Origin of the sequence: Tsukamurella sp. USMM236 (genome assembly GCF_037148755.1) — a bacterium.
Classification (GTDB): domain Bacteria; phylum Actinomycetota; class Actinomycetes; order Mycobacteriales; family Mycobacteriaceae; genus Tsukamurella.
The window spans coordinates 89,477-112,398 of record NZ_JBBCSS010000005.1 but is presented as its reverse complement, the minus strand read 5'-3'; the positions used below and the strand labels follow the sequence as shown (position 1 = coordinate 112,398).

The window sequence follows — 22,922 nt, the reverse complement described above, 5'->3', positions numbered from 1 at the left end:
TCAGGGGAAAGGCGAAACATGACCGCCGCGCACAACTACCTCGCCGTAATCAAGGTCGTCGGCATCGGCGGCGGCGGCGTCAACGCCGTGAACCGGATGATCGAACAGGGGCTCAAGGGCGTCGAGTTCATCGCGATCAACACCGATGCCCAGGCGCTCATCATGAGCGACGCCGACGTCAAGCTCGACGTGGGTCGCGACTCGACCCGCGGCCTCGGCGCCGGCGCCGATCCCGAGGTGGGCCGCAAGGCCGCCGAGGACGCCAAGGACGAGATCGAGGAGCTCCTCAAGGGCGCCGACATGGTCTTCGTCACCGCGGGCGAGGGCGGCGGTACCGGCACCGGCGGCGCGCCCGTCGTCGCCAGCATCGCCCGCAAGCTGGGCGCACTCACCGTGGGTGTGGTCACCCGCCCGTTCACGTTCGAGGGTGCCCGCCGCGGCAAGCAGGCGGAGACCGGGATCGGCTCGCTGCGCGAGTCCTGCGACACCCTGATCGTGATCCCGAACGACCGGCTGCTGCAGCTGGGCGACGTGAACGTCTCCGCGCTGGACGCGTTCAAGAGCGCCGACGAGGTGCTCCTCAACGGCGTCCAGGGCATCACCGACCTGATCACCACGCCCGGCCTGATCAACGTCGACTTCGCGGACGTCAAGAGCGTCATGTCCGGCGCGGGCAGCGCCCTCATGGGCATCGGCTCCGCGCGGGGCGAGGGGCGCGCGATCAAGGCCGCCGAGGCCGCGGTGAACTCGCCGCTGCTGGAGACCTCGATGGAGGGCGCGCACGGCGTGCTCATGTCCATCGCCGGCGGCAGCGACCTGGGCCTGTTCGAGATCAACGAGGCCGCCTCGCTCGTGCAGGGCGCCTCGCACGAGGACGCGAACATCATCTTCGGCACCGTGATCGACGACAATCTCGGCGACGAGGTGCGGATCACCGTGATCGCCGCGGGCTTCGACGGTGCCGCGCCCGCGCGCCGTCCCGTGACCCGCATCGGCGGCCAGCACACCGCCGTCGAGCAGCCCGCCGCCGAGCCCGAGGACGCGCGTCGGGGCAATCCCTTCGACAGCCGCCCGCCGCGCTCGAACGACCCGTTCCCGGCCCGCTCCACCGGCCGCGAGACGCGCTCGGACGACGACTTCGACCTCGACGTCCCGTCGTTCCTGCAGAACCGCCGCTGAGGAATTCGACTCCGACGGCGCTCCCGGCTCTGCCGGGGGCGCCGTCCGTAGTCTTGAGCCATGACTGATCCCGCGAACGCTCCTGTCTCTGCGGCCCGTGTCCGGCGGGTGACCACCACCCGCGCGGGCGGCGTCTCGCAGGCCCCGTACGACACCTTCAACCTCGGCGATCACGTCGGTGACGACCCGGCGGCCGTCGCCGCGAACCGGCTCCGTCTTGAGCGGGAGATAGGCGTCGAGCCGGGCCACGTGGTCTGGATGGAGCAGATCCACAGCCGGACCGTCACCGTCGTCGACGGTCCGCGTGCGGAGCCCGTGGAGGCCACCGACGCGCTCGTCACGACGGTGCCCGGCCTCGCCCTCGCCGTCCTCACCGCGGACTGCGTCCCGCTCCTGCTCTCGGACGACGAGGCGGGCGTGCTCGCCGCGGTCCACGCGGGCCGCGTCGGCGCCCGGATCGGCATCGTGCCCGCCGTCGTCGAGGCGATGCGCGACCTGGGCGCCCGCCCGGAGCGGATCGGCGCCTTCCTGGGCCCCGCGGCGAGCGGTGCCAAGTACGAGGTCCCGGCATCGATGGCGGCCGACGTCGAGCAGCATCTGCCGGGCAGCCGGTGCCGCACCGAGAAGGGCACCGACGGGCTGGACCTGCGGGCGGGCATCCGTCGTCAGCTGCAGGGACTGGGCGTCGCGGCGGTCGCGCAGGACCCGCGGTGCACTATCAGCGACCCCACGCTGTTCTCGCATCGACGAGGCGCTCCGACAGGGCGCCTGGCCTCGGTGATCTGGATCGACACGGCGAAATGACATCGATGGGATTCGTGCGCGTGTCGGAACCACCATTCGCCCGTCTTCCCCACTAATCTCACTTCCATAACGACAGTCACAACCGTCACACCAGCCCATGCAGGCGCCGAGGAAGGGCAAAGATGAGCACTCTGCACAAGGTCAAGGCGTACTTCGGGATGGTTCCGCTGGATGCCTACGACGACGGATACGTCGACGAGGGCACCCCGCAGCCGCGCGGCCGCCGCAGCCTCGACGACGAGTTCGACGACTACCGCGGCGAGCGCGGATACGCCTACGACGGCCGTCGCGCGGACGAGTACGACGCGTACGAGCCCGCCTACGCGGACTCCTACGACGCCCGCGGCGCCTCCTACGACGCCCGCTACGACGCCGGCTACGAGCGCGGCTACCGCGAGCCCGCCCGGGCGCCGCTGCCGCGCCTGGAGCCGCTGCGGGACGTCTCGCGCACCGCCGCCCCGTCCACCCGCGGCGCGCTGGCGATGGACACCCGCGCCGACGTGCTCAGCCAGGAGAACCCGATGTCGCGCATCACCACCCTGCGTCCCACCTCCTACGAGGAGGCGCGCACGATCGGTGAGCGGTTCCGCGAGGGCATCCCGGTGATCATGGACCTGACGGCGATGGACAACGCCGACGCCAAGCGTCTCGTCGACTTCGCGGCCGGCCTGACCTTCGCGCTGCACGGCTCCTTCGACCGGATCACCACCAAGGTGTTCATGCTGGCCACGGCCGATGTGGACGTCACGGCGGAGGACCGGGCGCGGATCGCGGAGACCGGTTTCTACAACCGCTGACGGATTCGGGCAGACTGGTACCCGTGCAAGCGTTCTGGCTGACCATCGTCGCCCTCCTGTCGATCTACTCTTTCCTCCTGCTGATCCGGCTCGTCATCGAGGTGGTGAAGTCCTTCGCGAGGGAGTGGTTCCCGACCGGGATCCTCGCGATCCTGTTGGAGGCGCTGTTCACCGTCACGGATCCGCCGCTCAAGCTGCTCCGCAAGCTGATCCCGCCGGTGACCCTGGGTCCGGTCCGCCTGGACCTGTCCTACATCGTCCTGTTCCTGCTGCTCTGGGTCGCGCGTGAGCTGATCTACGCCTTCGCTCTCTGACCCGGTCAACGGGGTGATCGCGTGCGTGATTTCGGACATTTCATCGCGTGATTGTTGGGTGATGAGGAACAAACGGGTCTGGTGTGACAGGATGTGCACTAGTTACAGTGTTGGTCCGAGTGACTTGAGATCTGTCGAGCAGCCGAATTGAGGGGAAACGACCTATGAAGCTGACACCCGCCGACGTGCGGAACGTCGCGTTCAGCAAGCCGCCGATCGGCAAGCGCGGCTACAACGAGGACGAGGTGGATCAGTTCCTCGACCTGGTCGAGACCGAGCTCGCTCGGCTGATCGACGAGAACAACGATCTGCAGCAGCGCAACGCCGAGCTCGAGCGCGAGCTGGCCGAGGCCCGCGCCGGTGGCGGCGAGCAGCCGTCCGCTGACAGCACCGTCGCCTTCGCGTCGCCCGCGCCGAACGCGCCCGCGCTCGCCGAGCCGGCTCCGGCCGCTGCTGCGGCGCCGGCGACCACCGAGGAGGCGCACGTGCGCGCCGCCAAGGTGCTGGGCCTCGCGCAGGAGACCGCCGACCGGCTCACCAACAACTCGCGGTCCGAGGCCGAGAAGCTCGTCTCGGACGCGCGCGCCCAGTCGGAGGCCATGGTCACCGACGCCCGGCAGAAGTCCGAGGCCATGGTGGCCGACGCGCGTCAGCGTTCGGACGCCCTGCTCGCCGACGCGCAGACCCGTTCGGAGAACCAGCTGCGCCAGGCGCAGGAGCGCTCCGACGCACTGCAGGCCGAGGCCGAGTCGAAGCACACCGAGATCATGACCACCATCAACCAGCAGCGCACCGTGCTGGAGGGTCGGATCGAGCAGCTCAAGACGTACGAGCGCGAGTACCGTACCCGCCTCAAGACGTACCTGGAGGGACAGCTCGAGGAGCTGCAGTCGCTGCGCAGCGCCGCCCCGGTCGATCACGGCCAGGGTCGCGGTGGCGACTTCAACGACCCCGGCAACGCCGCCGGCGGCAACCAGCAGTACAAGTAGCCGCTGGTACCAGCCGGTACTAGGGCGGAGTTCTCATGCTGCTAGCCGCACTGGGGGCGACGGTCATCGGGTTCATCCTGCTGATCGTCGCCCTGGTCACGTCCAATCTCTGGCTCGCGATCGCCTGCGTGGTGGTGTCCGTGATCGGCGTCGGCCTGCTGCTCGGCGACGTCCTCACCTACCGCCGCGGCGATCGGGACAAGGCGGATCGTGCCTCCGCGCAGTGGAGCCCGGGAGACCGGGACGACGACGCGGACGACGAGGACGGGGCACCGTCGAACAGCCCCGCGCGCGCCGCTGCCACGTCGTCGGAGGACGACACCGAGGCGGAGACGCCCGCGGCCGTCGACGACGCGACGCGCGAGGCGGGCACCGTCGGGCACGAGGAATTCGGTCACCACGACGACGATGCGAACCCGACCACCCAGTTCGCGATGGGACCGCTCGGCGGTCCGACGGGGTGGGAGCACGAGTCGCCGGCCGACACGGACGACGACGCCACGCGCGGCCTGTTCGCTCCCGGGAAGTACGACCCGGACATGACCGATCAGATCCCGCAGATCCGGATTGATCAGGCGTGGGGCACGGAGTGGACTCCGCCCCAGGAGCCGGAGTCGGAAGATCCCGGCAAGAAATGACGTTGCACTGAGCGCTATCCTTGGTGACAGCACTGCGTTGATCCGGCCATCACCGGGGAGCATCCGGAAGAACGGTCCCGCCCGCGGGTCCCAGTAGAACCGGACGGGTGGGCCCGTCACAGCCCGGTTCAAGTGGCGTCGCCCCGGAAGCACCGGGGAGGCGCAAGCGGGGTGGTACCGCGGAGTTCGGCTACAGGCCGGGCATCGTCCCCGTGCTGGTTGTCGACGGCACGAGGAGTACCCGTGAGTGAGAAGCGCCCCTATCCGCTGGTCGACATGACCCGCGACGACGACGGCCCCGCCAGGACGGGCGCACCGTCGTTCCCCGACCTCGAGGAGCGCGTTCTGGCCTACTGGGCCGAGAACGACACCTTCCGCCGGTCCATCGCGAACCGTGCCGAGGCCGACGAGTTCGTCTTCTACGACGGTCCGCCCTTCGCCAACGGCCTGCCGCACTACGGCCACCTGCTGACCGGCTACGTCAAGGACCTCGTCCCGCGCTACCAGACGATGCGCGGCAAGAAGGTCGACCGCCGCTTCGGCTGGGACACCCACGGCCTGCCCGCCGAGCTCGAGGCCGAGCGCCAGCTGGGGATCAAGGACAAGTCCGAGATCGAGACCATGGGCGTGGAGAAGTTCAACGACTACTGCCGCACCTCGGTGCTGCGGTACACCGAGGAGTGGCGCCAGTACGTCACCCGCCAGGCCCGCTGGGTGGACTTCGACAACGACTACAAGACGCTCGACCTGGACTTCATGGAGTCCGTCATGTGGGCGTTCAAGACCCTCCACGAGAAGGGCCTGATCTACCAGGGCTACCGCGTGCTGCCGTACTCCTGGTACGAGCAGACGCCGCTGTCGAACCAGGAGAGCAAGCTCGACGACGCCTACAAGATGCGGCAGGACCCGGCGGTCACCGTCGGGATGCCGTTGCGCACCAAGGGCACCCCGCTGGAGGCGCTCGACGGTGTCGAGGCGCTGATCTGGACCACCACGCCCTGGACGCTGCCGTCGAACCTCGCGATCGCCGTGCACCCGGACCTGGACTACGTGCACGTGGCGGGCGCGGACGGCAAGGACTACCTGCTGGCCGAGGCGCGGCTGGGCCAGTACGCCCGCGAGCTGGGGGAGTCGCCGGAGGTCAAGGGGACGTACAAGGGGCGCGAGCTCGAGTTCGCCGCCTACGAGCCGCCCTTCGACTTCTTCGCCGGGCATCCCAAGGCGCACGTGACGCTGCTCGCCGACTACGTGACCACCGATTCCGGTACCGGCGTGGTGCACCTCGCGCCGGCCTTCGGTGAGGAGGACATGGACCTGGCCACCGGCAAGTACGGCATCGAGGTCGTGCAGCCGCTGGATCCGGGCGGGAAGTTCACCTCCGCCGTGCCGCCGTACGAGGGCCTGCAGGTCTTCGACGCGAACCCGGTCATCGCCAAGGATCTCAAGGCCAAGGGCCGGCTGCTGCGGCACGAGACCATCGAGCACAGCTACCCGCACTCCTGGCGCTCCGGTCAGCCGCTGATCTACATGGCCGTGCCGTCCTGGTTCGTCGAGGTCACCAAGATCATCCCGCGCATGCTGGAGTTGAACCAGGACATCACCTGGAACCCCGCGCACATCCGCGACGGCCAGTTCGGCAAGTGGGTCGAGGGCGCGCGCGACTGGAACATCAGCCGCAACCGCTACTGGGGCGCCCCCATCCCGGTGTGGGTGTCCGACGATCCCGCGTACCCGCGCGTCGACGTCTACGGCTCGCTGGACGAGCTGGAGCGCGACTTCGGCGTGCGCCCGACGAACCTGCACCGTCCGTACATCGACGAGCTGACCCGGCCGAATCCCGATGACCCGACCGGGAAGTCGACGATGCATCGCGTTCCCGAGGTGCTGGACTGCTGGTTCGAGTCGGGCTCGATGCCCTTCGCGCAGGTGCACTACCCGTTCGAGAACCGCGACTGGTTCGACACGCACTTCCCGGGCGACTTCATCGTCGAGTACAACGGCCAGACCAAGGGCTGGTTCTACAACCTGCACGTGCTGGCGACGGCGCTGTTCGACAGCGCCGCCTTCCGTACGGTCGCGGCGCACGGCATCGTCCTCGGCCACGACGGGCTGAAGATGTCGAAGTCGAAGCGGAACTACCCGGACGTCAACGAGGTCTTCAACCGCGACGGCTCCGACGCCATGCGCTGGTTCCTCATGGCCTCGCCCATCCTGCGCGGCGGCAACCTCGTGGTCACCGAGCAGGGCATCCGCGACGGCGTGCGGCAGACGCTGCTGCCGCTGTGGAACGCCTACTCGTTCCTGCAGCTGTACGCGGAGAAGCCGGCCGTGTGGCGCACCGATTCCGAGGACGTGCTGGACCGGTACATCCTCGCGAAGCTGGCGCAGACCCGCGACGCGATGACCGAGGCGCTCGACACCTGCAACATCGCCGACGCCTGCGAGGAGCTGCGTCTCTTCGTCGACGCGCTGACGAACTGGTACGTGCGCCGCTCGCGCGCGCGGTTCTGGGACGGCGCTGACTCCGGCGCCTTCGACACGCTGTACACCGTGCTGGAGACCGTCTGCCGGCTCGCGGCGCCGCTGCTCCCCATGGCCACCGAGGCCATGTGGCGCGGCCTCACGGGCGGCGAGTCGGTGCACCTGACCGATTGGCCTTCGGAGACGGATCTGCCGGCGGATCCGGAGTTGGTCGCGGCGATGGACGAGGTCCGCGACGTCTGCTCGGTGGCGTCGTCGGTGCGCAAGGCGAACAAGCTGCGTGTGCGGCTGCCGCTGCACACGCTCACCGTCGCCGGGCCCGGCGCGGAGAAGCTCGCGCCCTTCGCGTCGATCATCGCCGACGAGGTGAACGTCCGCGACGTGCAGGTCTCGCCCGACGCCGATCAGTACGGCCGGGTCGAGATCGCCGTGAACGCGCGCGCCGCGGGCCCGCGCCTGGGCAAGGACGTGCAGACGGTGATCAAGGCCGTGAAGTCCGGCGACTACACCGTCGCCGACGGGGTCGTGACCGCCGCGGGCATCGCCCTGCAGGACGGCGAGTACACGCGCAAGCTGGTCGCCGCCGCGCCCGACTCCACCGCGGAGCTGCCCGACGGTGCCGGGCTCGTCGTGCTCGACCTCACGGTCGACGCCGAGCTCGAGGCCGAGGGCTGGGCCAAGGATCGGATCCGTGAGCTGCAGGAGGCGCGACGGTCCGCCGGCCTCGACGTGAGCGACCGGATCTCCCTGGTGCTCGACGTGCCGGCCGAGCACCAGGCGGCCGCGGAGGCGCACCGGGACCTCATCGCGGGCGAGGTGCTGGCCACGTCGCTGGAGTTCGCGGCCGTGCCCGACGGGGTGGATCTGGGCGATGGTGTCCGAGGCCGACTCACCAAGGCCTGATCCCGGGGCGCGGTCGGACAGGAGCGCCCGCTGGGTGCTCCACTTCGACATGGACGCCTTCTTCGCGTCCTGCGAGCAGCTGACCCGGCCCACCCTGCGCGGGCGTCCCGTGCTGGTGGGCGGGCTCGGCGGCCGCGGCGTTGTGGCCGGGTGCTCGTACGAGGCGCGCGTCTTCGGCGCGCGCTCCGCCATGCCGATGCACCAGGCACGGCGGCTCGTCGGCGCGGGCGCGGTGGTGCTGCCGCCGCGCGGCGCCCTGTACGGCACCGTCAGCCGGCGGGTCTTCGCGACCGTGCGGGAGCTCATCCCCGTGGTCGAGACCCTGTCCTTCGACGAGGCCTTCGGCGAGCCGGTCGAGCTCGCCGGGGCCTCCACCGACGAGGTGACGGCGTTCGCCGAGGAGCTCCGCGCCCGGATCCGCGGCGCGACGGGGCTCGTCGCCTCCGTCGGCGCGGGGGCGGGGAAGCAGGCCGCCAAGATCGCCTCCGGGCTCGCCAAGCCCGACGGGGTGTCCGTCATCCCGCCCGCCGCGCAGGAATCGATGCTGTACCCGCTGCCGGTGCGCAAGCTCTGGGGGATCGGCCCGGTGGCGGGGGAGCGGCTGTCCCGCTTGGGGATCGACACCATCGGCCAGTTCGCGGCGATGAGCGAGGTCGAGGTGGTGTCGGTGCTCGGCGTCACGCTGGGGCCGGCGCTGCACCGGCTGGCCCGCGGCGAGGACGACCGGCCGGTCGCGGTGAACGGCGAGGCGAAGTCGATCAGCGCGGAGCACACCCTCGAGACCGACGTGACGACCATGAACGCCCTGCGGCGGGAGATCGACCGGAGCGCCGAGCACGCGCTGCGGCGGCTGCGACGGGACGGGCGCGGGGCGCGCACCGTCGTGCTCAAGCTCAAGCGGTCGGACATGTCCCTGCTCACCCGGTCCGCGACGCTGCCGTCCGCCACCACCGACGGTGCCGTGCTCACCGCGACCGCGCAGCGCCTCGCGCTCGACCCCATGGAGGTCGGCGGCCTGCGGCTCGTCGGGGTCGGCTTCACAGGCCTCAGCAGCGTCGAGCAGTTCACGCTGTTCGGCGAGGAAAGCGACAAGAGCGACGACATCTCCGGGGAAGCCGACGAGGTCGCAGACGACGACGGCGGTGTGGACCCGGCCGAGGTCCAGGTACCTGTGGTGGGGTGGCGCCCCGGCATGGACGTGCGTCACCCCGAGTTCGGGCACGGCTGGGTGCAGGGCGCCGGCCACGGCGTGCTGTCGGTGCGCTTCGAGACCCGGACCTCGGGCGCCGGCCGCATGCGCAGCTTCAAGGCCGACGACCCCGACCTCCGCGAGGCCGACCCGCTGGACTCCCTCGACTGGCCCGCCGAGCACCTGCGCACCGACGAGGACGACGAGGACTGAGCTACTCGCCGTACGCGGCGAATCCGGCGCGCATTCCTGTCTCAGCTCGACGCTCCCCGGTGACGTGTCCGCGGTCATGGCTGGATGCTCGCCGTCAGGCGGCGGCGCGCAGGTCGGCGGGCATCTGGCAGTTCCACGGCTCGTCAGCGTCATGTTCGGCAAGGAGGGCTTCGAGGATGGGCGGGCCGTGGGGTCCATCGAGGATCGCGCCGATGTCGTCGTGGATCGTGCCGACGCACTTGCTGTGCTGGACACGCAGTTCCTCGCTGCGCCACAGGTTCCGAAGCTCCGCGCAGCGGGCGCGCCACCGTTCGAGTGCGTGTCGGTAGAGCTCGTCGGCGTGATGCTTGTGGTTCACCCGGTGCTCGTGCGACGGATCCGCGGTGCGTCGCCAGCCGGTGCGGCCCGCGTACTCGCCGCTGCGGACTGTGATCGTGTCCCATCCGCGCGGGTTCTCCGTGAGGTCGGGGACGACCTTGCCGTGGTGGGCGTCGCACGCGAGCGTGAGCGCGGTGACGTCGGTGGCGCCGCCGTGGGCCCACTCGGTGATGTGGTGGACCTGGCAGCGGGTGGCGGGCGCGTCGCATCCGGGTGCGGTGCAGCCCTTCTCGGAGCCGTACAGCGCGATCCGCTGATCCGCGGACGCGAGGCGCTTCTCCCGCCCCAGGAACAGCGGCCGAGAGGCGAGGTCCAACACGAGGACGTACTTCGGATTGGCGCCCATCATGCGTAGCGCGTCGGCGACCGGGAGCCGGCCACCGGTGGCGGTGGTCGCGATGCCGGTCTCCGACTCGAGCTGATCGATGCCGAGCGTGATGATCGGGACGCAGGGCACTCCTCGGTGCTGCCCGAGCCCGCCCGACGCGATGGCGAGCCCCAGCGCGGTCACCAGCGCGTCGTGGTTGCGTTGCGGCGTGGTGCGCCGGTCGCGCTCGGCGGCCGCCCGCACCGCGTCCTGATCCGCCAGGTCCACGGGATCGTCTGCGTCTGCGGGGTTGTTCACGCCGGGCCGCGCGAGCTTCTCCAGGATCGTGTCCAGTAGCGCGCGGCCCTCGGGGGAGAGGTCACCGTCGAGCGCCGTCATCAGATCCTCGTCCTGCTTGCCCACGGTGAGCCCGCGGGCGCGATCGACGACATCGGAATCGGGCTCCGCCCCATCGGGATCGAGGTGTGCGAGCGCGCGGGCGCCGATGACGGCGAGGTCCTCCGGCGTGACGTCCGCGGCGGCGGTGACGAGCACGTCCTCGAGGATCGCGGCCTGGTCGGGGCGGATCGTCTTGCGACAGCTCGCGAAGACCCGCTCGATGGCGAGGGCATGCCGGTCCGAGATCGCCCCCTCCTGCTGCGCCTCGGCTACGAGCGGGTACCGGGGCTCGGGGCACACGCCGTGCCCGTGCTGGGGAGCGCGGTCCCGCGCGCCGTGGATCCGATCCCGCGCCTCGCCGCCCGCGAGACGGAGCCGCTGCACCAGCAGCTCCTTCATGCCGGTGTACCCCAGTTGCCCCGGCAGACCCTGTTCCACCGCGACCTGAGTGAGGAGGTGCTGGCCGAAGGGCACCATCCGAACCGCTGTCTCCAGCCGCTCCAGCGAGGCGAGAACGTCCTGTGAGTCGAGCATGACGGGGTCGGCCTGCGCGAGCCGCTCGGCCGCCTGTTCGAAGCAGGCGAGCGCATCGAGATACTCCGCTGCTGTGCAGGTAGAAGTCTCCATCTGGCCCCCTTGAATACCTCGATTCTACCTCGGCGTTCGATGGGACTGCAACATTCATCGATAAAAAGTTCGATGACGCGGTGGGTCGTCAGGGCGCGAGCATCACCGAGCGCAGGCGCTCCAGGTCGGCGAGCACCGTCGCGCAGTCCCGGGCGAAGTCGGCGTCGCTCGCGCCCAGCCGCCGCACCGTGAACAGCACCTCCGCGCCGTCCGGGTGCGTCAGCACGCGCAGGGGATTGTTCACGACGGTGCCGTCGGGCAGAGTCACGTCGTGGTCGAGGACGCCGAACGGATTGTCCGGCGCGAACCGCACCCGCACCTCGCCCATCGGCGAGTCCGTCAGCAGGTCGTCACCGTCGAACCGCACGCCGGTCGCGAGGCCGGCCGCCCAGCGGACGAGGTTCTGCGGATCGCGCGCGAAGGCGTACACCTCCTCCGCCGGACGGGGGATCACGACGCTGATGTGGCGGGACTCCTCGGTCATTCCGCCACGCTACCGAGGTTCGACGGGACGCGGCTAGGGTGCGAGGGCGACGTGCGGCTCGGCGCGAACGGATACCGGTCAGGCAGGGAGAGACGATGACATCGATACTCGACGGAATCGTGGTCGCGGACTTCAGTCGCGTGCTGGCGGGTCCCCTTGCGACGGTGATGCTCGCGGACCTCGGCGCCGACGTGATCAAGCTAGAACGTCCCGGCACCGGCGACGACACCCGGGCCTGGGGACCGCCCTGGACCGAGCGGACCAGCGCCTACTTCGAGTCGGCGAACCGCTCCAAGCGCAGCGTCGAGCTCGACCTCGACGATCCCGAGGACCGCGCCGCCGCCCGCGAACTGGCGCTCCGCGCCGACGTTCTCGTCGAGAACTTCCGCAGCGGGGCGCTCGAGAAGAAGGGCTTCGGCTACGAGGAGTTGGCCGCGGCCAACCCGCGCCTGATCTACTGCTCCGTCACCGGTTTCGGCTCCGGCGAGGGCGCCGCCCTGCCGGGCTACGACTTCCTCGTCCAGGCCGTCGGCGGGCTGATGAGCATCACGGGCGAGCCGGACGGCGATCCGATGAAGGTGGGCGTCGCCCTCGTCGACGTCGTCACCGCCAAGGACGCCGTCGCCGGGATCCTCGCCGCCCTCTACGAGCGGGAGCGCTCGGGCCTGGGGCAGCGCGTCGAGGTGAATCTGCTCTCGTCCCTTCTCGGTTCGCTCGCCAACCAGGGCGCGAACTTCCTCGCGACGGACACCGCCCCGGCACGGATGGGCAACACCCACCCGTCGATCTCGCCCTACGAGACCCTCCGATGCCGCGACGGCATCATCGCCGTGGCGTGCGGCAACGACGGTCAGTTCGCCCGGCTCGCGGGCACCGTCGGCGCCGCGGAACTGGCGGACGATCCGCGGTTCGCGACCAATCCCGACCGCGTGCGGCACCGCGCCGAGATGGTCGCGCTGCTCGAGGACCGCCTCGCGGCGCAGGACGCCGAGGAGTGGGCCCGCAGACTGACCGATGCCGGGGTCCCGGCCGGCACCGTCGGCGACGTCGCCTCGGGATTCGCGCTCGCCGACCGCCTCGGGCTGCGCCCGCGGGTCACCGTCGGCGACGGTGCGATGGACCAGGTGCGCAACCCGATCGCCTTCTCGCGCACCCCCGTCGCCGACTACCGCCGACCGCCGGCCCTGGGCGAGCACACCGACGCAGTCCGCGCCGCACTGAACTCTCCGAAGCAGTGCGACTGAAACGCCGTCAGTTCACGTCCGCGAACGCCTCGACGGCCTCGTTCCGGCCCGCCACGATCAACACGTCGCCGTCCTGGACGATCGTGTCGTAGTCGGCGTGCGTGAAATCCTCGCCGGGGTGCTTGATCGCGACCACGGTGATCCCGTACTTGTACCGCACGCCGGAATCCTTGAGCGCCTTCCCGACGATGCTGCGCGGCGCGTGCGCCTTGACCATCGCGTAGTCCTGCTCGAACTCCACGTAGTCGAGCATCTTCCCGCCCGTCACCAAATGCGCCACCCGCTCGCCCATCTCGTGCTCGGGGAGCACCACGTGGTGTGCGCCGACCCGCTCGAGGATCCTGCGGTGCTGATGGCTCGTGGCTTTCGCCCAGATGTTGGGGATCCGGAACTCGGCGAGCAGCGAGGTCGTGAGGATCCCGGCTTCGAGATCCGACCCGATGGCGACCACCGCGTGCTCGAAGTCGGGGACTCCCAACTGCTTCAGCGCCTCCTCGTCGGTGGAGTCGGCGACGGCGGCGTACGTCAGGTCGTCGGAGATGCGCTGGACCCGGCGCGGATCGGCGTCCAGCCCGAGTACTTCCGCGCCCTGCAGGATGAGCTCGTTCGCCAGGGACGTCCCGAACCGCCCCAGCCCGATCACGACGATGCGCATTCCGCTGCGTTTGAGTGACTTAGCCAACGATCGGACGCTCCTCCGGCAATTCGTAACGGCGTTCGCGCTCACGCAGGGCGAGCGCGGACGCCACGGTCACGGGACCGAGTCGGCCCGCGAACATCAGCACCACCAGCAGTATCCGCCCGCCGAGGGGCAGCTCGTCGGTGATTCCGGTGCTCAGGCCCACCGTCGAGAACGCCGACACCACCTCGAACAGCACCACGTCGAGGTCGAACCGCGTCATCTGCAGCATGATCAGCGTGCCCGTCATCACCGCGCCCACGCTCATCAGGGCCACCGTGATCGCCTGGCGCTGCACGTCCGCGCCGATGCGCCGGCCGAACGCGTGCACGGTGGGCTCGCCCCGGATCTCGGCCCAGATCACGAACGCCAGGATCGCGAACGTCGTCACCTTGATCCCGCCCGCCACACCGCCGCTGCCGCCGCCGATGAACATCAGGACGTCGGTCGTCAGCAGCGACGTCGGGTGCATCGCTCCCACGTCGATCGAGTTGAAACCGGCGGTCCGCGGCGAGACGCCCGCGAACGTGCCGGTGAGGATCTTGCCGGCGACGTCCCGCGGCCCCAGCGTGGCCGGGTTCGTCCACTCGAACGCGGTGATCATCGCGACGCCCACCACCGTGAGCGCGAAGTAGGTGACCAGTGTCAGCTTGGTGTGCAGCGACCATCGGGTGAGCGCGGTCTCGCGACCCACGCTGCGCCGCACCGCCCGCGTGACCTCGTAGATCACCGGGAAGCCGAGTCCGCCGATCACGATCGCGACCATGATCGGCACGATGATCATCGGGTCGGTGGCGAACCGCGTGAGGCTGTCGCCCCACAGCGCGATGCCCGCGTTGTTGTAGGCGGTGACGGCGTGGAACACGGCGAGGTACGCCGCCCGCCCGAGGGAGTGGTCGTAGGCGGTCGCGAACCGCGCGAACAGGAACAGCGCCGTCACCGCCTCCACTGCGAGGCTCATCCGGACCACACCGAGCACCACCCGTTTGCTCTCGCCGAGCTGCAGGCTCTTGTTCTCCGCCTGCGCCACGATCTGCAGCCGTAGCCCGATGTGCCGCGCCACGAGCAGCCCCAGCAGCGACGCCAGCGAGATGATCCCGAGGCCGCCCACCTGCACCAGCACCATGATCACCACCTCGCCGAAGGTGGACCAGTGCGATTCGGTGTCGACCACCGCGAGGCCGTTGACGCACACCGCCGACGTGGCGGTGAACAGGGCCGTACTCAGGCCGGTCCGCCGGCCGTCGGTCGACGCGATCGGCAGGGAGAGCAGGATGGTGCCGAGCACCGTCGTCAGGCCGAAACCGAGGACGATCAGGCGTGCCGGCTGGGTGGGGCCGGCCATTCCGCGGGCCATGAGCCGAACCTACCGCGCCCCCGGGCTACCGCCCCAGATACGCCCCGATCCACCGCGGGCCCACGCCGGCCGCCAGTAGCGCCAGCAGCACGATCCGCGCCTGGCCGGGCCGCAGGCGCCGCGACAGCAGCGCCCCGGCGGCGACGAGATCGGCCGCGCCGCCGCCCCCGCCGTACGCCGCGTCGACGGGTCCGGACGCGATCCGCGTGGAGACGACCACGACGACACCCGCGTCCAGGGCGCGCCGCACCGCGTCCGCCAGCGCCACCGTCGTGTTCCCGCTTCCGGTGCCCGCCAGCACGATCCCGCGCGCCCCGGCTTCGACGGCCGCGTCGACGAGCGCACCGTCGGCCCCCGGATACGACGCCACGACGTCCACCCGGACCCCCGCGACCGGCGCGGGCTTGGTCAGCAGCCGGTGCGGCGCGGTGCCGGCGAGCTCGGCCACGGGGAGGCCGCCGGCGAAGGGCTGCGGCGCGACCGTGGAGACCTTAGCGAGGCCACGCACCGTCTGGACCTGCCCGGCGAAGGAGAGCAGCACCCCGAGTCCGCGGTAGGCGGGGTCGGCGGCGACGGCGATCGCCTCCGCGAGGTTCGCGGGACCGTCGGCGGCGGGGGAGTCGGCGGGGTGCTGCGCGCCGGTGAAGACGACGGGCCGCGGGTCCGCATGCGTGAGATCGACCAGCAGTGAGGTCTCCTCCATGGTGTCCGTGCCGTGCGTCACCACGACGCCCGCCACGCCCGGGTCGCCGAGGGCGTCCGTGACCGCGGCGCGGATCTCGTCCAGCTGGTCGAGCGTCAGCGCGGACGAGTCCGCCGAGGTCACGTCGCGGACCGTCACGTCGACGCCGGGTACGGCCCCGGCGGTCGCGACCAGCGCCGCGCCCGCGTCGGCGGGGACCGCGGCGCCGGCGTCGTCGTAACGGCTGGCGATGGTGCCGCCCGTGGCGAGCACGATCACTTCAGGCATGCGAGCAGCATCGCATGCCGGACGCGGGCTGCGGTGGCGCACCGCGCCGCGTTTGGCATAGTGGAGGCGGCGAAGCAGCGGCCGGACGGAGGTGAACTTCTCGATGCGCGGACGGGTCTTCATGGCCCCCGTCGCGGTACTCGTGGGCCTGGCCTGCGGTGCCTGCAGCGGGGAGAGCACCGAATCGCGGTCGAGCACCCCCTCGGCCGTCTCCGCCCAGGTGACGGAGGCCCCGTCGAGCACGCCGGACCGCGCGCCGTCGACGCAGCAGCTCGAGGAGATGCTCTCCCGGGCCGTCGATCCGAAGGTCCCGCTCGAGGAGAAGGTGCAGCTGGTGCAGGGCGCCACCCCCGCCGACGCCCCGCTGTTCGACGAGCTGGTCAAGCTGCGCAGCGACAATCCTCAGGTCAGCTGGCACATCGGCCGACCGGTGCTGGAGCAGCCGGGCCTGGCGAAGGCGCAGTTCTCGGTGCTCATGGGCGGCACGAACCAGCTCGCCTACGCGTCCCTCGCCTTCGACGAGGGCCGGTGGAAGCTGCAGCGCTCCTACGCCTGCCAGATGATCGTCCAGGTCGGGCGCGACTCGCCCTCCTGCCACTGACCGCGGGATCCGGGCTACTTCGGCCCGAACCGGTAGACGCTGCCCGTCTTCTGCGTGAGCTTCTTCGCCGGATCGTCGCCGAGCAGCGTGCGGCCGCCCTCCAACTGCACGCCGCCCTGGCCGAAGGCCCGCGCCGGGTCGATCTCGATGGTGCCGTTGCCCTCGGAGGTGTAGCTCTCGATCGTCAGGGTGGTGCCGCTGCCGGGCACCCGGAAGACGGAGTCGTCGGGCGACTCGTCGACCTTCGCCTTCAGCTCGGGCCGCTCGACGGTGCCGCCGAGCGTCACCTGCATGGTCTGGGTGAGCGTGCTGTCGGCGCGGATGGACCGGGTGACCGTCCACGTCGCGCCCGGGGCGACCGGCTCGGCGGGCAAGGGGACGAGCCGCAGGAAGGTCTGCAGCAGGGCCTGCTCGAAAGTCGACTGCGCCTCGGCGGAGAGGCCGGGCGGCGCCGCGAGAGTGAACGAGCGCACCTCGCCGCTCGGGGCGAGCTTCACCCGGGCGACGGACCCGGCCTCGACCTCGAGGGCCTGCGTGATGGCGGCGTCGGTGGAGCGGGGTGCGGCGAAGAAGAGGTAGACGTCGAGCGGATCGGCGCACGTCGGCTGCGCGACCAGCGGCAGCGTGACGTCGCGGTTGCCGCCCGACGGCGGCTCGGTCCCGACCTGGGAGACCTGCAGCGAGTTGGTGAACAGCGCGTACTCCGCGACCGCGGTCGGCCGCACCGTCAGCGCGCGCGGCGCACCGGTGCCGGGGGAGTCGAGCACCACCTTCGCCTGCGGCACGTCGACGGTGACCGCGTGGCTGGGGAGCGTGGGCGGGGTCGCGGCGCAGCCGGCCGTCGCGGCCGGGGCCGCCACCGACTGCCGGGCGGGTGCCGCCGACGAGGAGGCGCCGGCGCCGGTGGAACCGCCGTCCCCGCACCCCGCGAGGGCGGTGACGAGCACCACCGTCGACGTCGCCACCACCGGGACCAGCCGCAACCGCTTGCCATGCACACCGCCACCGTAGTGGATGATGGAGTCATGGATTCCCCCGCAACCGCACGGCCGAGCTGGTATCGGAACCCGCGCATCCTCCTGGCGGTGGTCGCGGTCGCGGTCTTCCTCATCGACCTGGCCGCGAAGACCACGGTGGTCCGGCACATGGATTACGGCGAGAAGATCCACGTGCTGGGCCCGTTCAGTCTGCTCTTCGTGAAGAATCCGGGCGCGGCCTTCTCGATGGCCACCGGGTACACCTGGGTGCTCACGCTGATCGCGGTGGGCGTCGTCGTGTGGATCGTGCGGATGGGCTCCAAGCTCACGTCGCTGCCCTGGGCGCTCGGGCTCGGCCTGGTGCTCGGCGGCGCGCTGGGCAACCTCGCCGACCGGATCTTCCGGGCTCCCGGCGTCTTCCGGGGCCATGTGATCGACTTCTTCTCCGTCGGCGACTGGTTCCCCGTGTTCAACACCGCGGACTGCGCGATCAGCGTCGCGGCGGTGCTGCTCGTCGCGCTCACCCTGTTCGGGCGCGACCCCTACGAGGGCTTCGGCGAGAAGCGCACGCGTACACCGGAGAAGGCGACGGCCGAACAGACCCGTACGACCGGATCGGAGGCGACCGATGCGTGAGTCGCGCACCATGCCCGTCCCCGACGGGCTCGACGGCCTGCGGGTCGACGCGGGCGTCGCCCGCCTGCTGGGGCTCTCGCGGACCGTCGTCTCCGAGTTGGCGGCCGAGGGCTCGGTCACGCTCGACGGGGTCGCGGTCGGCAAGTCCGACAAGCTGCACGCCGGGGCCCTTCTCGACGTGACGCTGCCCGAGCCCGCGCGGCCGCTGGAGATCGTCGCCGAGCCCGTGCCGGGGATGAACATCCTCTACTCCGACGCCGACATCGTGGTCGTCGACAAGCCCGTGGGGGTCGCCGCGCACGCCTCCGTCGGCTGGACCGGTCCGACGGTGATCGGCGGCCTCGCCGCCGCCGGCTTCCGGATCTCCACCTCGGGCGCGCCCGAGCGGCAGGGCATCGTGCATCGCCTCGACGTGGGGACCTCCGGCGTCATGGTCGTCGCCGTGTCCGAGCACGCCTACACCGTGCTCAAGCGGGCGTTCAAGCAGCGCACCGTCGACAAGCGGTACCACGCGCTGGTGCAGGGCCACCCCGACCCGATGTCCGGCACCATCGACGCGCCGATCGGCCGGCACCGCAGCTCCGACTGGAAGTTCGCGGTCACCAAGGACGGCAAGCCCTCGATCACGCACTACGACACGATCGAGGCCTTCCAGGCGGCGACGCTGCTGGACGTGCACCTCGAGACCGGTCGCACGCACCAGATCCGCGTGCACTTCGCGGCCCTGCACCACCCGTGCTGCGGCGATCAGACCTACGGCTCCGATCCGGTGCTCGCGAAGAAGCTGGGCCTGGACCGGCAGTGGCTGCACGCCCGCACGCTCGGCTTCACGCATCCCTCGCAGGGCGAGTACGTCGAGTTCACCTCGCCCTACCCCGACGATCTGCAGCACGCCCTGGACGTCCTGCGGGACGCGTGAGCCGGACGCTCGCCGGCTGGGCGGCGTTGCTCGCCGTCGCCCTCGGCCTGGCCTTCTGGCTCGGCTCGGCGACGCCGGTGCGGGTCGTACGGTCCGACGGTGACCGGCTCGGCCCGCAGTCCGGCCAGGCCGTCGTCGAGTACCTCGGCGAGGCTCGTGCCTCCCTGGCGGCGGCGCCCGCGGGGGAGCGGCGGTGGGCGCTGATCTCCCCGACGACCGAGTGGACGCCCGACGAGGTGTGGACCCGTGCCGCGGGCCTGGATCGCGTCGGCCGCGTACTGGTCCGGGTGCGCATTCCAGGGGTCCAGACCCCGACGGCGACGGTGGCGCCCGGCCAGAGCATCGAAGGCGTGCGGGCCGTGAACGAGCTGGCCGCCCTGGCGATGCCGGGGCTCGTCGCCCCCGGCGAGCGGGGCGACGCCGTCGCGCGGGTCACGGCGTCCCGGCTCCGTGCCGGCCGGCCCGCGGTGGTCGGCGTGGTGGTGTGGGGCACGGGCGACGCGCTCCGCGCGGTGTCCGGCCGGCCCGGGGTGCGGTCCGTCCAGGTCCTCCCGCGCGACGGTGCCCGGTTCGGCGTCTCCGCCCTGCTCCCGTCGTCGGCGGTGACCGTCGTCCCCGGCCCCGATGACCGTCCGGTGCCGCCGCGATAGATTGCTGTTCTGGATCTGTATCGTGTTGATATGAATTCGTCGCGGGCGCGGCAGTCGGGATGCCTGGTCTCCGTCGTCGTGGCCATGGCGGTGTTGGCGACCTTCGTCTGCGTGGTCGCCTCGTGCGTGACTTTCGGTGACACGACGCGCGACCTCGACGCCGACGGTGTGCGGACGGTTGTGAAGAACTGGACGGGAGCCGTGCTGCCGGAGGGGATCGCCGTCGTGACGGCGCAGGAGTACGCGTCGCGGGATTCGTCGATGCACGCCGTCTTCGACGCCCCCTCCGGTGGTCTCGACGACTTCTTCGCGCAACTCGGCGAACGTAGTGTCCGCGAGCTCGCCCCGGACTGTCGCGACCTTGCGCAGCCGGTCGGGTTCAGTGAGGTGCCAGGCTCTGTACGCCTTCTCGACGCGGCGCCGGGATCCCGGTTCGAACGAGGCGGAAGTAGCTGGCAGTTCCTCGTGACGCAGGCGGTCGAACAGGGCCGCCTCGACAGGTGTCGCACTGTCGTCGCCGTGTCCGCGAGGCCGACCGACCCGTTCGTGGATGCCGCCGTCCAGGCCGGCGGTGCTGGGGTTAGTCGGGTGATCCTCAGCGTGGTGTACACCTGACTCGACAGGTGTCTCACGTGGGACCCGGAGGTTTGCAATATAGATCAGGCTAACCTAAGTCCATGAAGAGGCAATGGGCGATGGTTCTGGTGGGTACGGCGCTGGCGGTCGCCGCGTGCTCCGGCGGTGGCGGGGGCGACGGTGCTCCGTCGGATACCCGTACCGTGACCCACGCGCGGGGTACGACCCAGGTCGCGCAGCATCCGCAGCGGATCGTGACCCTGGAGCCACTGGAGCTGGACACGGCGGTCGCGCTCGGGATCACGCCGGTCGGCGCGGCGGTCGCCAGCAACGTGACGACGATGCCGGCCTACCTCGGCGTCAGCGGCGTCGAGGCCGTGGGCACCGTGCCTGATCCGGACGTCGAGAAGATCGCCGCCCTCAAGCCCGATCTCATCCTCGGAACGGAGGCGCGCCACGCGGCGCTGTACGACCGGCTCAGCAAGGTCGCTCCGACGGTGTACATCAAGACCCAGGCGGATCCCTGGCAGGACAACGCGCGCGTGATCGGCGACGCGCTGAATCGCAGCGCCGACGTCGATAAGCTGCTCGCCGACTACAACGGGCGGTGCGCCGCGATCAAGGCGGAGTTCTCGCTCGACGGGAAGACGGCGCAGTTCATCCGGCCGCGCAGCTCCCAGCTGAGCCTGTACGGCCCCACGTCCTTCGCCGGCAGCGCCCTGCAGTGCGTGGGCTTCACGATTCCCCCGCGCGACTGGGCGGACGGGATCCAGGCCGACATCTCCCTCGAGAACCTGTCGACCGCGCAGGCCGATTACGTCTTCGTGCCGTCGCAGAAGCCGGGGGATGCGTCCACGATCCCCGCGGAGATCCGCGACAACCGCGCCTGGTTCCCGCGCGTGTCCGTCGTGGACACCGCGTACTGGGTCTCCGGCGTCGGGCCCAAGGGTGGCGGCATGGTCCTCGACGACATCGAGAAGATCCTGCGCGAACAGCGCTGACGACGCTGGCCGCTTCTCTGCTCGCTGGATCGGTACCGTGGTGAGATGACATCGCGGGGGCGGGTTTTCGTGGAGGTGGCACTGCTGGTGACGCTGACGGCCGGCGAGGCGCACGAGATTCATCTCACGATGTGAGAAAGCTCTCCGCGATCACACAGTGAATCCGCGCCATCGCGAACTAGCGTCGGAGGCATGGCAACCGTGCATCGCAGCAGCGGATTCATCGCCCTTCCGGCGCGTTCGTTGTGGGACGTCCTCGTCGACCTGGAACGCCTGCCGCAGTGGCAGCCCTTCGTCACCTCGGCAGCGCTGCGGGACCCGGTCGCCCTCGGCGCCCGCCTGGATTGGGTGCCGGAGCTGCGCGCGGCGTGGATTCACCGCCGGTTCGCGGCGCCCGCCGTCGTCACCGAGTTCGCGCCCGACCGCGGGCTCGTCATCGCGCAGGACGAGCCGGCCGGCACCACGACGGTCCGGTGGACTCTGCGGCCCACAGACGGCGGCACCGTCGTCGAGCAGACCGTGACCTCCGACGGCCCGTCCGGGCCGTTCTTCGACCGTCTCGTCGCCCAGCGGTTCGCCGCCGACGCCGACATGAGTCTCGCGCGGCTGACGATGCTCGCGGGCCCGCCCCGCGCCGCGGAACCGCTCCACGTCGTCATCGCGGGCGGCACCGGGGCGCTGGGCCGCCGGGTGGCGGCCGACCTCGTCCGCCGCGGGCACGACGTCACGATCCTCACCCGCTCGATCCGCGACGACCTGCCGTACCCGCAGGTCGCGTGGGACGGGCGCACCGTCGGCGCGTGGGAGGCGGTGCTCGACGCGCCGAACACCGCGGTGATCAACCTGGCCGGGAAACTGGTCGACTGCCGGCCCACCGCGGCGAACGTCGCCGCGCTCACCGCGAGCAGAGTGGACGCGACCCGCGCGCTCGTCGCGGCGGCCCGCGGTAAGGGCGTCCGCCGCTGGGTGCAGGCGAGCACGACGGCCATCTGGAGCGATGCCGGGGAGCGGTGGTGCACCGAGGACACTCCGTTGCCCGACCCGGGGCTCCCCCAGATGACGGGCGTCGCCCGTCCGTGGGAGGAGTCCGCCGCCGACGCCGAAACCGACCACCTGACCGTGCTGCGCACCTCCATCGTGCTCGACACCGACTCGCCCGCGCTGGCGAAGATGGTCGGCGTCACCAGGGCCTTCCTGGGCGGCCGCCTCGGCGACGGCCGGCAGTGGTTCAGCTGGATCCACCGGGACGACTGGCTGGCGATCGTTCGGGCGGGACTGGGGATCGAGCCGGGCGTCGCCCTGCCCGACGGGGTAGTGGTCGCGGCCGCGCCGCACCCCGTGCGCAACGCCGACCTGATGGGTGCGCTGCGCCGGCACCTGCACCGGCCGCCCGCGCCGCCGACACCCGCGCCGGTCCTGGCGCTCGGCGCGATCGCGATGCGCAGCGATCCGGCCCTCGGCCTCACGGGGCGGCACGCCACGTCGACGGTGCTGCCGGCCGCGGGCTTCGCGTTCGCGTACCCGGATCTCGACGGGGCTCTGGCCGATCTCCTCGACTGACGGGGTGCGTCCGCAATCGACCGATTCGCCCGGGGCGAACGGAAAATCAA

22 protein-coding genes are annotated in these 22,922 nt (G+C 71.1%); 16 read left to right on the top strand and 6 right to left on the bottom strand.

Going from position 1 to position 22,922, the window contains the following annotated elements:
- Nucleotides 1–18 precede the first annotated feature (18 nt).
- The 8 genes from ftsZ to WFK95_RS17310 all read left to right on the top strand — a co-directional run bounded on the left by ftsZ (nt 19) and on the right by WFK95_RS17310 (nt 9,507).
- Nucleotides 19–1,179 carry a cell division protein FtsZ gene (gene ftsZ, locus WFK95_RS17345; RefSeq protein ID WP_224646641.1) on the top strand — a complete coding sequence of 387 codons (1,161 nt, stop codon included), beginning with the start codon at nt 19–21 and terminating at the stop codon, nt 1,177–1,179.
- A gap of 60 nt (nt 1,180–1,239) precedes the next feature.
- Nucleotides 1,240–1,983, top strand: a complete 744-nt coding sequence (gene pgeF, locus WFK95_RS17340) for a peptidoglycan editing factor PgeF (protein WP_224646639.1) — start codon at nt 1,240–1,242, stop codon at nt 1,981–1,983.
- Between the two features lie 122 nt (nt 1,984–2,105).
- Nucleotides 2,106–2,780 (top strand): cell division protein SepF, encoded by a 675-nt coding sequence (locus WFK95_RS17335; RefSeq protein ID WP_224646637.1) that lies wholly within the window; start codon nt 2,106–2,108, stop codon nt 2,778–2,780.
- A 23-nt stretch (nt 2,781–2,803) separates the two neighbouring features.
- Nucleotides 2,804–3,094 (top strand): YggT family protein, encoded by a 291-nt coding sequence (locus WFK95_RS17330; RefSeq protein ID WP_224646635.1) that lies wholly within the window; start codon nt 2,804–2,806, stop codon nt 3,092–3,094.
- Nucleotides 3,095–3,258: 164 nt separating this feature from the next.
- A complete protein-coding gene (wag31, locus tag WFK95_RS17325) occupies nt 3,259–4,083 on the top strand; it encodes a DivIVA-like cell division protein Wag31 (RefSeq protein WP_224646633.1) in 825 nt (274 codons plus the stop codon).
- Nucleotides 4,084–4,118: 35 nt separating this feature from the next.
- Nucleotides 4,119–4,721 (top strand): hypothetical protein, encoded by a 603-nt coding sequence (locus WFK95_RS17320; protein WP_336671365.1) that lies wholly within the window; start codon nt 4,119–4,121, stop codon nt 4,719–4,721.
- 276 nt (nt 4,722–4,997) lie between these two features.
- Nucleotides 4,998–8,105, top strand: coding sequence for an isoleucine--tRNA ligase (gene ileS, locus WFK95_RS17315; protein WP_336671559.1), 3,108 nt, complete (start codon nt 4,998–5,000; stop codon nt 8,103–8,105).
- On the top strand, nt 8,074–9,507 hold the full coding sequence (locus WFK95_RS17310; protein ID WP_224646629.1) for a DNA polymerase IV: 1,434 nt from the start codon (nt 8,074–8,076) through the stop codon (nt 9,505–9,507). The genes ileS and WFK95_RS17310 overlap by 32 nt, the downstream gene beginning before the upstream one ends.
- Before the next feature lie 94 nt (nt 9,508–9,601).
- Here the strand turns inward: WFK95_RS17310 and WFK95_RS17305 are convergent, their stop codons facing one another.
- Nucleotides 9,602–11,218 (bottom strand): HNH endonuclease signature motif containing protein, encoded by a 1,617-nt coding sequence (locus WFK95_RS17305; protein WP_224646628.1) that lies wholly within the window; start codon nt 11,216–11,218, stop codon nt 9,602–9,604.
- Between the two features lie 88 nt (nt 11,219–11,306).
- A complete protein-coding gene (locus tag WFK95_RS17300) occupies nt 11,307–11,702 on the bottom strand; it encodes an SRPBCC family protein (protein WP_224646626.1) in 396 nt (131 codons plus the stop codon).
- A gap of 95 nt (nt 11,703–11,797) precedes the next feature.
- On the opposite strand from WFK95_RS17300, the gene WFK95_RS17295 reads away from it, so the two are divergent.
- Complete coding sequence (locus tag WFK95_RS17295; protein ID WP_224646624.1) at nt 11,798–12,946, top strand: CaiB/BaiF CoA transferase family protein; 1,149 nt, start codon at nt 11,798–11,800, stop codon at nt 12,944–12,946.
- A 7-nt stretch (nt 12,947–12,953) separates the two neighbouring features.
- Here the strand turns inward: WFK95_RS17295 and WFK95_RS17290 are convergent, their stop codons facing one another.
- The 3 genes from WFK95_RS17290 to WFK95_RS17280 are packed head-to-tail and all read right to left on the bottom strand — an operon-like array spanning nt 12,954 to nt 15,952.
- On the bottom strand, nt 12,954–13,601 hold the full coding sequence (locus WFK95_RS17290; RefSeq protein WP_224646623.1) for a potassium channel family protein: 648 nt from the start codon (nt 13,599–13,601) through the stop codon (nt 12,954–12,956).
- A 19-nt stretch (nt 13,602–13,620) separates the two neighbouring features.
- Nucleotides 13,621–14,982, bottom strand: a complete 1,362-nt coding sequence (locus tag WFK95_RS17285) for a TrkH family potassium uptake protein (RefSeq protein ID WP_224646622.1) — start codon at nt 14,980–14,982, stop codon at nt 13,621–13,623.
- A 25-nt stretch (nt 14,983–15,007) separates the two neighbouring features.
- On the bottom strand, nt 15,008–15,952 hold the full coding sequence (locus tag WFK95_RS17280) for an asparaginase (protein ID WP_224646621.1): 945 nt from the start codon (nt 15,950–15,952) through the stop codon (nt 15,008–15,010).
- 103 nt (nt 15,953–16,055) lie between these two features.
- On the opposite strand from WFK95_RS17280, the gene WFK95_RS17275 reads away from it, so the two are divergent.
- Nucleotides 16,056–16,553: a hypothetical protein gene (locus WFK95_RS17275; RefSeq protein WP_224646620.1), complete on the top strand. Its 498-nt coding sequence runs from the start codon at nt 16,056–16,058 to the stop codon at nt 16,551–16,553.
- Nucleotides 16,554–16,567: 14 nt separating this feature from the next.
- On the opposite strand, the gene WFK95_RS17270 is transcribed toward WFK95_RS17275, so the two are convergent.
- The gene (locus WFK95_RS17270) at nt 16,568–17,551 is read right to left on the bottom strand and encodes a hypothetical protein (protein ID WP_336671364.1); all 984 of its coding nucleotides are present in this window, start codon (nt 17,549–17,551) and stop codon (nt 16,568–16,570) included.
- A gap of 27 nt (nt 17,552–17,578) precedes the next feature.
- Between WFK95_RS17270 and lspA the strand changes: the two genes are divergently transcribed.
- From lspA to WFK95_RS17240, 6 genes are all read left to right on the top strand, one after another.
- Complete coding sequence (lspA, locus tag WFK95_RS17265; RefSeq protein ID WP_336671363.1) at nt 17,579–18,166, top strand: signal peptidase II; 588 nt, start codon at nt 17,579–17,581, stop codon at nt 18,164–18,166.
- On the top strand, nt 18,159–19,085 hold the full coding sequence (locus WFK95_RS17260) for an RluA family pseudouridine synthase (RefSeq protein ID WP_336671362.1): 927 nt from the start codon (nt 18,159–18,161) through the stop codon (nt 19,083–19,085). The genes lspA and WFK95_RS17260 overlap by 8 nt, the downstream gene beginning before the upstream one ends.
- Nucleotides 19,082–19,735 carry a hypothetical protein gene (locus WFK95_RS17255; RefSeq protein WP_336671361.1) on the top strand — a complete coding sequence of 218 codons (654 nt, stop codon included), beginning with the start codon at nt 19,082–19,084 and terminating at the stop codon, nt 19,733–19,735. Before WFK95_RS17260 ends, WFK95_RS17255 begins: the two co-directional genes overlap by 4 nt.
- Before the next feature lie 78 nt (nt 19,736–19,813).
- Nucleotides 19,814–20,350, top strand: coding sequence for a hypothetical protein (locus WFK95_RS17250; RefSeq protein WP_336671360.1), 537 nt, complete (start codon nt 19,814–19,816; stop codon nt 20,348–20,350).
- Nucleotides 20,351–20,412: 62 nt separating this feature from the next.
- On the top strand, nt 20,413–21,312 hold the full coding sequence (locus WFK95_RS17245; protein ID WP_224646612.1) for an ABC transporter substrate-binding protein: 900 nt from the start codon (nt 20,413–20,415) through the stop codon (nt 21,310–21,312).
- Nucleotides 21,313–21,504: 192 nt separating this feature from the next.
- Nucleotides 21,505–22,872 (top strand): DUF1731 domain-containing protein, encoded by a 1,368-nt coding sequence (locus WFK95_RS17240; RefSeq protein WP_336671359.1) that lies wholly within the window; start codon nt 21,505–21,507, stop codon nt 22,870–22,872.
- Nucleotides 22,873–22,922: the final 50 nt, after the last annotated feature.

Excerpts from the sequence above, each read along its gene's own strand:
- ftsZ (WP_224646641.1), top strand. The coding sequence starts at position 19 with ATGACCGCCGCGCACAACTACCTCGCCGTAATCAAGGTCGTCGGCATC.
- pgeF (WP_224646639.1), top strand. The coding sequence starts at position 1,240 with ATGACTGATCCCGCGAACGCTCCTGTCTCTGCGGCCCGTGTCCGGCGG.
- WFK95_RS17335 (WP_224646637.1), top strand. The coding sequence starts at position 2,106 with ATGAGCACTCTGCACAAGGTCAAGGCGTACTTCGGGATGGTTCCGCTG.
- wag31 (WP_224646633.1), top strand. The coding sequence starts at position 3,259 with ATGAAGCTGACACCCGCCGACGTGCGGAACGTCGCGTTCAGCAAGCCG.
- WFK95_RS17320 (WP_336671365.1), top strand. The coding sequence starts at position 4,119 with ATGCTGCTAGCCGCACTGGGGGCGACGGTCATCGGGTTCATCCTGCTG.
- ileS (WP_336671559.1), top strand. The coding sequence starts at position 4,998 with ATGACCCGCGACGACGACGGCCCCGCCAGGACGGGCGCACCGTCGTTC.
- WFK95_RS17310 (WP_224646629.1), top strand. The coding sequence starts at position 8,074 with ATGGTGTCCGAGGCCGACTCACCAAGGCCTGATCCCGGGGCGCGGTCG.
- WFK95_RS17305 (WP_224646628.1), bottom strand. The coding sequence starts at position 11,218 with ATGGAGACTTCTACCTGCACAGCAGCGGAGTATCTCGATGCGCTCGCC.
- WFK95_RS17300 (WP_224646626.1), bottom strand. The coding sequence starts at position 11,702 with ATGACCGAGGAGTCCCGCCACATCAGCGTCGTGATCCCCCGTCCGGCG.
- WFK95_RS17295 (WP_224646624.1), top strand. The coding sequence starts at position 11,798 with ATGACATCGATACTCGACGGAATCGTGGTCGCGGACTTCAGTCGCGTG.
- WFK95_RS17290 (WP_224646623.1), bottom strand. The coding sequence starts at position 13,601 with ATGCGCATCGTCGTGATCGGGCTGGGGCGGTTCGGGACGTCCCTGGCG.
- WFK95_RS17285 (WP_224646622.1), bottom strand. The coding sequence starts at position 14,982 with ATGGCCCGCGGAATGGCCGGCCCCACCCAGCCGGCACGCCTGATCGTC.
- WFK95_RS17280 (WP_224646621.1), bottom strand. The coding sequence starts at position 15,952 with ATGCCTGAAGTGATCGTGCTCGCCACGGGCGGCACCATCGCCAGCCGT.
- WFK95_RS17275 (WP_224646620.1), top strand. The coding sequence starts at position 16,056 with ATGCGCGGACGGGTCTTCATGGCCCCCGTCGCGGTACTCGTGGGCCTG.
- lspA (WP_336671363.1), top strand. The coding sequence starts at position 17,579 with ATGGATTCCCCCGCAACCGCACGGCCGAGCTGGTATCGGAACCCGCGC.
- WFK95_RS17260 (WP_336671362.1), top strand. The coding sequence starts at position 18,159 with ATGCGTGAGTCGCGCACCATGCCCGTCCCCGACGGGCTCGACGGCCTG.
- WFK95_RS17245 (WP_224646612.1), top strand. The coding sequence starts at position 20,413 with ATGAAGAGGCAATGGGCGATGGTTCTGGTGGGTACGGCGCTGGCGGTC.
- WFK95_RS17240 (WP_336671359.1), top strand. The coding sequence starts at position 21,505 with ATGGCAACCGTGCATCGCAGCAGCGGATTCATCGCCCTTCCGGCGCGT.